This window comes from Photobacterium sanctipauli (assembly GCF_003026495.1).
Lineage (GTDB): Bacteria > Pseudomonadota > Gammaproteobacteria > Enterobacterales > Vibrionaceae > Photobacterium > Photobacterium sanctipauli.
Window position 1 is genome coordinate 176,310 of sequence record NZ_PYMA01000011.1, and the last position, 12,325, is coordinate 188,634.

Annotated in this window: 9 protein-coding genes; 3 read left to right on the top strand and 6 right to left on the bottom strand. The window is 50.5% G+C overall.

The annotated features are described in order from the left end of the window. Position 1: 1 nt before the first annotated feature. From C9I98_RS17200 to metG, 6 genes are all read right to left on the bottom strand, one after another. Positions 2–682 (bottom strand): hypothetical protein, encoded by a 681-nt coding sequence (locus C9I98_RS17200; RefSeq protein WP_036816447.1) that lies wholly within the window; start codon positions 680–682, stop codon positions 2–4. 10 nt (positions 683–692) lie between these two features. Then, a complete protein-coding gene (locus tag C9I98_RS17205) occupies positions 693–1,142 on the bottom strand; it encodes an ATP synthase subunit C (protein ID WP_036816445.1) in 450 nt (149 codons plus the stop codon). A gap of 3 nt (positions 1,143–1,145) precedes the next feature. Next, positions 1,146–2,951 (bottom strand): V-type ATP synthase subunit I, encoded by a 1,806-nt coding sequence (locus C9I98_RS17210; protein WP_036816443.1) that lies wholly within the window; start codon positions 2,949–2,951, stop codon positions 1,146–1,148. After that, positions 2,948–3,571 (bottom strand): V-type ATP synthase subunit D, encoded by a 624-nt coding sequence (locus C9I98_RS17215; RefSeq protein ID WP_036816441.1) that lies wholly within the window; start codon positions 3,569–3,571, stop codon positions 2,948–2,950. The genes C9I98_RS17210 and C9I98_RS17215 overlap by 4 nt, the downstream gene beginning before the upstream one ends. 3 nt (positions 3,572–3,574) lie before the next feature. Further along, entirely contained in the window at positions 3,575–4,939 is a 1,365-nt protein-coding gene (locus C9I98_RS17220) for a V-type ATP synthase subunit B (protein WP_036816439.1), read from the bottom strand. A 667-nt stretch (positions 4,940–5,606) separates the two neighbouring features. Next, positions 5,607–7,658: a methionine--tRNA ligase gene (metG, locus tag C9I98_RS17225; protein WP_107272253.1), complete on the bottom strand. Its 2,052-nt coding sequence runs from the start codon at positions 7,656–7,658 to the stop codon at positions 5,607–5,609. 181 nt (positions 7,659–7,839) lie between these two features. On the opposite strand from metG, the gene apbC reads away from it, so the two are divergent. The 3 genes from apbC to C9I98_RS17240 all read left to right on the top strand — a co-directional run bounded on the left by apbC (position 7,840) and on the right by C9I98_RS17240 (position 12,180). Further along, on the top strand, positions 7,840–8,916 hold the full coding sequence (gene apbC, locus C9I98_RS17230; protein WP_036818781.1) for an iron-sulfur cluster carrier protein ApbC: 1,077 nt from the start codon (positions 7,840–7,842) through the stop codon (positions 8,914–8,916). 216 nt (positions 8,917–9,132) lie between these two features. Then, positions 9,133–9,777 carry a uridine kinase gene (gene udk, locus C9I98_RS17235; RefSeq protein WP_036818779.1) on the top strand — a complete coding sequence of 215 codons (645 nt, stop codon included), beginning with the start codon at positions 9,133–9,135 and terminating at the stop codon, positions 9,775–9,777. Between the two features lie 240 nt (positions 9,778–10,017). Next, on the top strand, positions 10,018–12,180 hold the full coding sequence (locus C9I98_RS17240) for an AsmA family protein (RefSeq protein ID WP_107272254.1): 2,163 nt from the start codon (positions 10,018–10,020) through the stop codon (positions 12,178–12,180). Positions 12,181–12,325: the final 145 nt, after the last annotated feature.

The window sequence follows — 12,325 nt, forward strand, 5'->3', positions numbered from 1 at the left end:
CTTACTTTACAATGCCTTCCAATAGCGCACGGAAACGTGGCTGCAGGTGGTTTAGCATCATTTGCGTGACTGTCTCGTCAGAAAGTGCCACTTCGATGTCTTTGTCTTTTAGACGGAAAACAATGGCATTTTTATTTTCTTCGTTGACATTGAAGGTCACACCCTCGCGCAGCATTTCCGCTGCTTCTGCAACCGCGAAGTGCATCAGCGAGCCTTCTTTAAGCTCTTCAGGGTTTGCCTTCAAGTCGGTGATACCCACCACCTTGGTTGGCAGAACCACTTCCACATCCTGGCTGTGGTCGATTGCGCTGCGTCCGGCCACTTCAAGGATCATCTGCTTAAGCAACTGCTCGTCAGTCAGCTGAGTGCCCACCGTTGCCTGAATTTGCTTGGCGAACTCGTCTTGCAGGAAGCTTTTTAGCTCAAGGATGGCGTTACGGTTGGCCATCTCGAACGCTTGCTTGCCTGCCGTGGTCACGAAGTCGGCTTCCTTGCGTGCATTGCCCAGGATCAGCCCGGCTTTCTCGCGTGCCTCGGAGACGATGGTTGACGCTTCTTCGCGTGCATCAGCGATAATTTGATCGGCGGCCAGCTTGCCGGCATCAACACCTTCTTGGCGCAGGGTTTCAACCAGTTGTTTGATGCCAGCCGACACCGGTGTGTTTTGGTTTTCTACAGTCATTGTCTATTCCTTAAGCGCCGATGTTGCCGCCCATTACCAGTGCGAATACGAAAGCAAATACTGAGAAGCCTTCAACGATTGCCGCTGGTGCGATAGACAGACCGAAGACTTCTGGCTTGTTCTTCGATGCGTTGATTGCCGCTGAAACGGCTTGGCCTTGGTAAATAGCAGAGAATAGCAGCGCCAAGCCTGTCATCAGACCGATACCGAATAGGCCGCCCGCTGTTGCTTCTGATACACCGATACCCGCAAGGGTAAACATGATCACGATACCGTAGATAACCTGAGAAGAAGGCATCGCAGACAGACCGATGTATTTACCGTAACCTGACTCAACATCCAGCATTGCGCCACAAGCCGCTTGGCCCGCAACTGAACAGCCGATCGCTGAACCAATGGCACCCAGTGCAACCGGTGCGAATGCGCCCAACCAGCCTAGTGCGATAACAAATTGTTCCATTTTTTAATCCTCTTTCTTGCGAAAAGCTTTGAACGGGTATCCTTCGTCGGATAAACCCCAATTAACAAATTCAATAACGTTCAGGCGCATACCGTGAACAACCCCACTCATGACACAGAGTGCGAAGTTCAGAACATGGCCTAGGAGCAAGATCAACCCGCCGAATAGCACACCCGAAACCGGTTGGGCAGCCACAGCTTGACCTGCTAGTGAGTTAAATGTCATCGCCAGCGACGCGCCTGACAGACCCAGTGCGAATAGACGCATGTAGCTGAGAATGTCACCAAAGGCACTGGTGATGTTGTAGATGGCTTTAGCACCATCAAGAATGCGAAGAATCAGGCCCTTACGCGTGTCGATTGGACGGTCGCTGCTAAATACGCAGACCAAACCGGCGCCACCGAGCATAAAGATCACACCGAAGAACTTGCCAAGGCCAGCCCAGATAGTGCCTGTCATGCCGAACCAGTACACCATGCCGCCAAACATCAGTGCTGCCCAACCCAACGGGGCCAGCGCACGTTTATGTGTCCGGTTGATGTAGGCGGTCATCACGTTGGCCACAATCAGGTGCATGACACCGATAAAGACCGATAGCTTCATCATGGCACCATAGTCATTCATGTCTATGATGTTGAAAAAGCCCCAGAAGCTGCCTTCACTTGGTGTGGTACCGAAGTAACTACCTGCCAAGATACCCCAGACAATACCGACTCCCGACATGAACAAACCGAGGTTTTTCAGGCGTTGGCCCTCTTGGCTCTGGTTGAACTTGTCCCTGAAGAACAAGATGATCAGGCCGAGAATGGCGCTGTACATGGCATCGTTCATGATCATTGCGAAAAACAATGAGAATGAATAAAACACCAGGTTGCCTGGATCCCATGCACGGTAGTTGGGTGTTTGGAAGAAGCCCATGGCTTCGGCACCACCACCGGTGAGCTCGGAGTTTTCCAGTAGCGTCGGCGGCTCGTCAGTGGCGCTTGGCTCTTCAAAGACCACGGCAGAGCCGTAAACTTCCGCAAGCTCAATGATCGAATCTTCGGCATCGGCTGGCATCCAACCTTGCACCAGGAAGAATTCGCCTTCGTCCTGTACGCCGGAAGAAGCCAGTAGCAACTCGGCATGGTCTTGGCTGGCGGCAAGTGATTGACTTAATGGATAAATCCAGCGGGTCAGTGCTTCTCGCTCGGCGTAGAGATCTTCGAGGTGCTGCTCTGAGATTTCGATTTGCTCTTCCACGTTCGATAGGCTCTCTGAGCCCACGCGGGAGCGCTCGACTGGCAGAATTGAGCTATCAGGCTCAGATTCCGAGACCACCACGATGTACGCATTTTTCTGGTCGCGATGGATCTCCTGCCACGGCAGCTCAATCTTGCTCAGTGCCGCAGATTTTTTCAGCGGCAGCACATAGAACCAAAAGCGAAGACCGTTGAGGCTACCTAGCTCGGGTAGTTCGAACTCTCCCCAAGGGCGAAGCAGCTGGTGGCGCTCCATCAGTAAATCGCGCTTGTCTTGCATTTGGCGAATGTGCTGCTTGTTCTCGAGGATCTGCGCGACCAAATCATCGATCTCAACCAGCGCCTTGTCTTTGACCGGGCGACGGCGGCGTTCAACACGGCTCAGCCAGGCCAGCGCTTCGCTTGCGTCGGTTGGCTGTTGCATTGCGAGGGGACGGTTTGCCTGGGCATTGTCTTCACTTAATGGGATTAAGTGCATGCACCCTAATGCCTGCAAGGCCATCAGAATTTCATCACGGCGTGATGCTTGGCCACCGAGTGTCAATCGCTTCAGCTGTTTAATACTCATGACTGGCCTCCCTGCGTTTTAGCTTGTTGCGCTAACACTTTTTGCTTTGACAGTTTTGCGTTCATGACGGCAGCACGATCTTGATCCGATAGGTAGATCCCGATGCGGCGAATATTCTCTTGGGTTTCTGGGATCAAAACTTTAGAGAATAGGTTCACACGCTGGCTGGTCACACGCGTTGCGTGACTGATCAATTCATAGCGTTTCTGGTAAACAGACAGTTCGACGCGTAGGCGAACCATCTCTTTCAGTTGGCGCACAACACTATCAACCCAATGCGGGCGAGCTAAGAAGCTATATGGTGTCAGTTCAAAGTCGATGTCTTTGATAACCGGCACACGGCAACCAACGATATTTTGGGTATCGAGCGTGACGTTATTCACTTGGATCAAGTTCTTCACATCAATCTCTTTACAAGCCAGCATCGGGATAGCTTCTTCCACTACCTTGCGAAGCTCAGCAACACGTTGCTTGGCTTCTTCCAATGCCTTTTCGGCTTTTTTACGTTCAATCATTAGTTGCTGGCGCTTTAGCTCGAGCGCAGGCAGGTAGCGGTTGTAGGTTTTTAAACTGCGTTTCTCTTGGTTCAACGCACTTTTGTTTAATGCTACCTTGGCCATGGATTATGCCTCCGCCGTTGTGTCAGCAGTCTGATTCGTCGGCCAGTAGTTATCTAGCAGGCTGTCCTTAATCAGTGTTTCTTCTGGGTCGAAGCATTCAGCTAGGATCTTCCAGCCGAAATCCAGTGCTTCTTCCAGCGACATATCAACGTCAAGGGTCATGAAGTTCTTCTTGAAAAGATCCCCATACTTCAGCGTTTTGTGGTCGTACTCAGACAGCTCGAAGGCCATGGCTTCTTTTTGCTTGGCTTCCACGGCTTCCGAGTACAAGCGGATCAGGGCGTCCATCAAGGCACCGTGGTCTTCACGGGTTTGCTTGCCCACCACCATTTGCTTGAGGCGCGATAGCGAACCGAATGGGTCGATTACACCGTCGTGAAGGTAGAACTGGCCTTCGGTGATGTAGCCGGTGTTATCCGGTACCGGGTGGGTTACATCGTTGCCCGGCATGGTCGTCACAGCCAGCAAGGTCACCGAGCCAGCGCCCTTGTAGTCGCAGGCTTTTTCGTAACGCTTGGCAAGCTGGGAGTAAAGATCGCCCATGTAACCACGGTTAGACGGGATCTTGTCCATCGAGACACCGATCTCTTTCATCGCATCCGCGTAGGACGTCATATCCGTCAGCAGCACCAATACCTTCTTGCTTTCTTCTACCGCGAAGTGCTCGGCGACAGACAGTGCCATATCGGGTGCCAACAGGCGCTCAACCGTCGGATCTGATGCCTGGTTAACAAACATCACGGTACGGGATGACACGCCCGCTTCTTCGAATTGGGTTTTGAAGAAATGGTAGTCATCGTAGATCAGGCCCATGCCGGCGAATACAACCACATCGGCTTCAGCCTGAATCGCGATACGCGAGAGGAATTTGTTGTAGGGTTCACCGGCTACCGAGAAGACTGGGATCTTCTGCGACTCAACCAATGTATTGAATACATCGATCATTGGCACGTTCGTGCGCACCATGCGAGAAGCCAGGGTACGGCGAACAGGGTTGACTGATGGCCCGTCGATTTCAACTTTAGGATCGGTGTCTAGCTCCGGCCCGTTGTCGATAGCATTACCCGCACCGTTGAAAATACGGCCAAGAATGTTTGGTGAGTAGGTCACCTGCATCGGTTGGTCAAGGAAACACACCGCCGCATTGGTTGAAAGACCTTTACAGCCAGCGAATACCTGAAGTGATACTTCTTCGTTGTCAATTTTGATGATTTGCGCGAGCGAGTAATTTTCGCCGTCTTGCTCAATCATTGCGAGATCGCCGTACTTGGCTTTCGCATTGCCAGAAGTGAGGTTGGGCACTTCGACCCGGATCAAATCACCAACAATACTGAGTATGTTGGTGTAACGTAAGAGACTCTGTGGCATCACAATACCTTGATAACTGCCTAAAAAAAGAGTTTTTCAATGAAGCTTGTTTACACAGCCGCTCCATGAATGTCCTGTCATTGGCCGGGATTAAACTGTCCAGGGTTAAGCTCCCGTTCAACTACGTTTCTATGGTCATGCTTCTGGGAAGGATTTTGTACTAGCGAGATGTTTCACTCGGTGGCTATTTGTAAGCAATGGCTTCTGCGGAATCGGATATAGCGAGGTAACCATTCGGATATCCCGCATCTGCGGTGGGTGGGCGATTTCAGCAACGTTAATCGAGATTGACTTAACTTGTTGAATTTAAATATTTATTTATTTTTAGCCCAAATCGCGTTCAGTTTTGATTCAGAAAGGCAAATTAGTTTCTGCGAGGCACTAGCCATTTTTCAATAATGAAAAATAAGATATCACCGATAATGTGCGCTAAAACAATTGTAAAAATTGTAAGTTTCGTCAATGTTAATTATGTATCCGGTTAGGCGTTTTTCTGTTGGGGTATTGTGCTGGCTGGCAGGTTTTGAGTGTTGGAGTATTGCGAGAGTGGGATGAGAGCGAGAAGAGAGGGTAGGAGAAGGAGGAGAATTTGAGCGGTTTGATGTGGCGGGTTTGCATAACAAAAAAGCCAGCCCGAGGGCTGGCTTTGTAATCATAGCGCGTGGGATTACATCACACGCATACCTGGCTGTGCGCCTTCGTGTGGTTCTAGGATCCAAAGATCTTTACCACCCGGGCCAGCTGCTAGGATCATGCCTTCAGACATGCCGAACTTCATCTTGCGAGGCTTCAGGTTAGCAACCATAACAGTGTGCTTGCCTACTAGCTCTTCAGGGGTGTACGCAGACTTGATGCCTGAGAATACCTGGCGAGTTTCGCCGCCGATATCAAGCTGGAACTTCAGTAGCTTGTTGGCTTTTGGCACTTCTTCACAAGAGATGATCTTAGCAATACGCATGTCAACTTTAGCAAAATCGTCAAACTCGATTTCTGCTTCGATTGGCTCTTTGCTTAGCTCGGTTTCAGTCTTGGCCGCTTCTGCTTTTTCTTTAGCCGCTTGCTCTGCTGCCGCGTCTTCTTTAGAAGTCTCAACCATCGCTTCAACTTTCTTAGGATCGATACGGTTGAACAGTGCCTTGAACTTAGTCACTTCGTGGCCAGTTAGCGGCTGAGCAACACCTTCCCAAGTTAGGGTTTCGTTTAGGAAGCCCTCAGTACGCTCAGCAAGCTGAGGCATCACTGGTTTCAGGTAGGTCATTAGTACGCGGAACAGGTTGATACCCACAGAACAGATTTCCTGCAGTTCCTGATCTTTGCCTTCTTCTTTCGCTACAACCCAAGGTGCTTTTTCGTCAACGTACTGGTTTGCTTTATCAGCAAGTGCCGTGATTTCACGGATAGCACGGCCAAATTCACGGGTTTCGTATAGTTCAGCAATACGCTCTGCCGCTGCAACGAACTCTGCGTATAGCTCAGGCTCTGCAAAGTTGTCAGATAGCTTGCCTTCAAAACGCTTAGCAATGAAGCCAGCGTTACGAGATGCCAGGTTAACAATCTTGTTCACCACATCGCTGTTTACGCGCTGGGTGAAGTCTTCAAGGTTAAGATCCAGATCGTCGATACGGCTGTTTAGCTTCGCAGCGTAGTAGTAGCGTAGGCATTCTGGGTCTAGATGCTGAAGGTAAGTACCTGCTTTGATGAAGGTACCCTTAGACTTAGACATCTTCGCGCCGTTCACCGTTACGTAGCCGTGAACGAATACGTTGTTAGGCTTACGCAGGCCAGCACCGTCTAGCATTGCAGGCCAGAATAGGCTGTGGAAGTAAACGATGTCTTTACCGATGAAGTGGTAAAGCTCTGTAGAGCTGTCTTTGTTCCAGAACTCGTCGAAGTCTAGATCGTCGCGCTTGTCACACAGGTTCTTGAACGAGCCCATGTAGCCGATAGGCGCGTCTAGCCATACGTAGAAGAACTTGCCAGTTTCACCTGGGATTTCAAAGCCGAAATATGGTGCATCACGCGAGATGTCCCACTGCTGAAGACCAGAGTCGAACCACTCTTGCATCTTGTTCGCTGTTTCGTCTTGAAGCGCACCAGACTTAGTCCACTCTTGTAGCATCGCTTCGAACTGAGGTAGGTCGAAGAAGAAGTGCTCAGAGTCTTTCATGATTGGCGTCGCGCCAGAAACTGCAGACTTAGGATTGATAAGATCCGTCGGGCTGTAGGTTTCACCACAGTTGTCACAGTTGTCGCCGTACTGATCGTCGGTTTTACACTTAGGGCAAGTACCCTTAACGAAACGGTCAGGCAGGAACATTTCTTTCTCAGGGTCGAACAGCTGAGAAATTGTGCGGCTAGTGATGTAGCCTTTGTCTTTTAGCTGGGTGTAAACAAACGACGCCAGCTCGCGGTTCTCGTCAGAGTGCGTGCTGTGGTAGTTGTCAAAGCTAATATCGAAGCCAGCAAAGTCAGCCTGGTGCTCTTTGCTCACTTCGGCAATCATCTGCTCAGGTTCCATACCCATCTGCTGGGCCTTAAGCATGATTGGAGTACCGTGTGCATCGTCTGCACAGATGAAATGAACTTCGTTGCCGCGAAGGCGCTGATAGCGCACCCAAATATCCGCTTGTACATGCTCAAGCATGTGACCCAAGTGGATAGAACCGTTAGCGTACGGTAGGGCGCAGGTCACCAGAATTTTTCTTGGATTTGCAGCCATAATGTCTTGTTTCGCTCATGATGGGTAATAAAAACGTAGCTGTAAATACTACCTGATGACTAGCCCATTGCCTAGGAGGATCTGTTGATAATCCGAGTAATTAAGGGCGATAAATGGGCTTTGGTGGTAGGATGAAGATAAAGAACAATAATGGAGCGCTAAAATCATGAGTAGTGAGTCAATGATCCGATTCGAAAGTGTGGCCGATATTACCCGCTGGCTGAATCAGTTCGAGCATCCATGGCTACATGCCGAATGGGCAGACACCCCGAATGTCGTTTCTGTTGCCCCAGACGGTGCCATTTCTATTACCCTACCGTTTGCAGCTGGCGCACTCGCCGAGTTGCTAGAGCAATGGGTTGTTGCCCAGCAACAGTCGAATCACATCCCTTCAAACAGCAAGTTCACGATTGGCTCCCGCATCGCGCCGTTGGCGAGTGGTGAAAAGCAGCCAATTAACGGGGTGAAGAACATTATCGTGGTGAGCTCTGCCAAAGGCGGGGTGGGTAAATCGACCACATCGGTCAATCTTGCGCTTGGCTTGCAAGCACAGGGTGCCAAGGTTGGCTTGCTAGATGCGGATATCTATGGCCCCTCGGTTCCTATGATGCTGGGCACGGTAGATGAAAAGCCGGTCTCGCACGATGGCAAAATGATGATGCCAATTGAATCTTGCGGCCTTTATACCAACTCGGTGGGTTACTTGGTGCCGGCAGAGAGCGCCACGATTTGGCGCGGCCCGATGGCCTCGAAAGCCTTGTCGCAAATCATTGCCGAAACGTTTTGGCCGGATCTGGATTACTTGGTGATTGATATGCCACCGGGCACGGGTGATATCCAGCTCACGTTGGCGCAGCAAATTCCGGTTACTGGCGCTGTAGTGGTGACCACCCCGCAGGACTTGGCGCTGGCTGATGCCATCAAGGGCGTGAGCATGTTCGACAAGGTCGATGTGCCTGTGGTGGGCGTGGTCGAGAACATGAGCTACCACATCTGCAGTAACTGCGGCCACCATGAGGCGATCTTCGGTACCGGTGGGGCAGAGCGGATGGCACAAGAGTACTCGGTACCTTTGCTTGCCCAACTGCCACTGCACATTAAGATCCGCGAAGATATCGACAATGGTAAGCCGACAGTGGCGGCGGATCCGGAGTCGGAACACGCCCAGGCATACATCGATCTGGCCGGTTCGGTGGCAAGTCGGTTGTACTGGCAAGGCACGCCAATCGTCGAGCAGATCACAATTCGTACAATGTAAACCATTGCTTTTTGTCTGAGCGCTGACTTTATCGCCAAACATCGCAGATGCCGCATTTTTTCTGGCATCTGCGCAGACAACTGCCTATAATCAGGCGGTTTATTTATGCCAATTTTACTGATGTTGTACGACTAGCTGTTTGAAAGTGACAGCTATAATAAAGTACTTACATCGGTATTTTTCACCTCGCCACGTTGTTTACAGGTGCTTTCTGATATGTCTGAAAACTCACACCAATGCGTCATTATCGGTATTGCAGGTGCTTCTGCATCCGGTAAAAGTCTGATTGCCAGTACTGTTTATAAAGAGCTAAAAGAAAAAGTAGGCGATCATCAGATCGGTGTTATTACGGAAGATTGTTACTACAACGATCAAAGTCACCTGAGCATGGAAGAGCGGGTTAAGACAAACTATGACCATCCGAGTGCGTTGGATCATGATTTGCTATGTGATCACCTAGAAAAGCTAATTCGCGGCGAAGCCGTAGAAGTACCCCAGTACAGCTACAGCGAGCACACGCGAATGGAAGCAACGACCACAATGACACCGAAGAAGGTGATCATTCTTGAAGGTATTTTGCTGCTAACAGACCCTCGTTTGCGTGAAATCATGCACGCAAGCGTGTTCATGGATACGCCACTAGATATCTGCCTACTTCGCCGCCTACAGCGTGACGTAGCAGAGCGTGGCCGTACCATGGAATCGGTTCTGGCCCAGTACCAGAAGACAGTACGCCCAATGTTCATGCAGTTCATTGAGCCGTCTAAGCAATATGCTGACATCATCGTTCCCCGCGGCGGCAAGAACCGCATCGCGATTGATGTACTAAAAGCACACATTGGCAAGCTGCTTCGCGCCTAACGCATAAAAATTAGCTTGTTATTAGAATTAAAATAGGTGGCTGTTAAAGCCACCTATTTTTTTATATTGGTATTATACGTTTATATTTATGAACAAAGACTCAAAATAGATTGTCATATTATCCATCCCAGCAAAAATGAGTAGATAATTGATGGGGTTGGTATAGTAGTCAAGAAAGTTAGGTCTATTTGCAAGATTGCGCTTTATGTCGTTCAAGGACATGGATGAAATGGGGATAAAATGAAAAAGATAATGTTTGCCTTATTGGCGGTGGTGTTGGTCGTGGTGATCGGCATTGCAGCCTTGCTGGCGCTGGTAGACCCGAATCAGTTCAAGCCGCTGATCGCCGAGCAGGTGAAAAAAAATACCGGGCGCGAATTGGTGATTTCTGGTGATATTGGCTGGCGCTTTTTTCCTAGCATTGGTTTTGATATTGGCAAGACGGAATTTCGTAATCCGGCGGGCTTTGCCGAGCCAAACCTCGTTCAGTTTGATAGCGCCGAGCTGTCGGTGTCTGTGATGCCGCTGTTCTCGCAGCATCTCGAAATTGGCAATGTCAGCCTGAAAGGCGGGCATGTGTTTATCCAAACCTTGGTATCGGGCACAAGTAACCTTGATGGCCTTGGCAAACCTGCCGCTGCTGGCGAAGCGGCTACTTCAGAGCCTGCAGCGTCAGAAGAAGCTGTCACTTCCGAAGAAACAGTACCGGCAGTAGATCAAAGCCAGCCAAGTAAGCCATGGTCGATTTCATTGGAAGGCGTTGAAATAGTCGATGCCAGTGCCACGGTACAAGACGACAAGGCAGGCACCAAGTCAGAAGTTGAAAAGCTGAACTTCACCCTTAGCCGCTTTGCCCCGGGCGAGTGGGCGACGGCCAAATTCGATGTCGCAGGCAACAGCGGCGAGCTTGGCTTTACCGCTAACGGCGAAACCGAGCTGCTGATCGCCGAAGCGCTGGACAGTGCCGAGCTGAAATCGCTGGCACTGACGGCGTCGGCGAAAGATAAAGTGAACGATATCCAATCGGTATCGCTCACCCTGGATCAGTTCAGCCTGGGCGAATGGTCAAATGTCACGTTCGCGCTGCAAGGTGAAGTGCCTGATCTTGCCTTCGATACCGAAGGCACTATGCGGTTAAATATCGACAAGGCCATCGAGCATGTATTGGTTGAGCAGCTGTCGGTCACGTCAGCGTTAAAAGGCGCAACCCTGCCTCGTCCTGAAATGACCATCAAGCTGGCTGCCAATGCGACCTACAGCTTACCGCAGAGCTTGGCGACCTTCTCGAACATGGAAACCCAAGTGGATGAGTTGGCCTTAACGGGCAGCGGCTCGTTCAAATCCGCTGAAGTCCCTGTGATTCGTTTTGACCTGGCATCGGATGCGATTGATGTTGATGCTTTCTTGGGTACGGGATCGTCGACAGACACGGCTAATGATGGTGCGCAGGGTGAAGCTGGTGGCGAAGGTGCGGGTACAACGCAGTCACCTGCTGATAAAAACCGTGAACCTGACTTATCTGCCCTGAAAACAGTCGATCTTGCAGGTAAAGTGAAAGTGGGCCAGCTCAAGGCCTCCAATGCCAAGCTGCAGGACGTCGCCATTGATATTGCCATTGCCGACGGCGTGCTGAACCTCAAGCAGCTTGATGCCAAGCTTTACAGCGGCGCTATTCAAACCAAGGCAACCATTGATGCCAACAGCGAGCTACCGCGCTACAGCGTGAGCAAGCTAATCCGTGGGGTTCAGGTGCAGCCGCTGCTTATCGATGTTGCCGGTAACGATGTATTGGCTGGCACTGGTGATATTACCGTGAAACTAAGCGGTAACGGCTTGGCGGAAGCACGCATTCGCGAGAATGCTGCGGGTACGATTGATATCAACTTTGCTGACGGTGCGATTTATGGTGTGAACGTACCGGAGATGATCCGCGAGGCAAGGGCTACGCTGAAAGGACAGAAAGCAGAGTACGTGAAGGAAGAGAAGAAAACCGACTTCTCGGCCATGAAAGCCACCTTCAATATCGGCAAAGGGGTCGCCTCGACTAATAACCTTGATATCGACTCGCCACTGCTGCGCATCGCGGGCAACGGTAGTACCAACCTTGTATCCGAAGCGATTGATTTCACCATCAGCACTTCTGTGGTAGCTACTAGTAAGGGGCAGGGCGGTAAGGACGTTGATGAAGTCGCCGACCTGACAGTGCCAATTGATGTGAAGGGTAACTGGGAACAGCCATCTTTTGCCCTTAACATCGCCCAGCTGCTAAAGCAAAACAATGAGCTGGAGAAGAAAGCGCAGAAAGAAGTCGAACGCGGCTTAGAAAAGCTACTTGGCGACAAGGCCGAAGACGAGAACATCAAGAAGGCAGCCGATAAGCTACTGAAGGGGCTGTTTAACTAGTTTTCTATTTGTTTTATCTGTCTAGTCCTAAAATAGGTTGACGCTTTTTATGTAGCCAGTAGGTATTCCCTACTGGCTTTTTCATGCACTTCACTTGGTGTTCTCATCCCCAAGCTAGTATGCGGTCTCAAGTCGTTATATACCG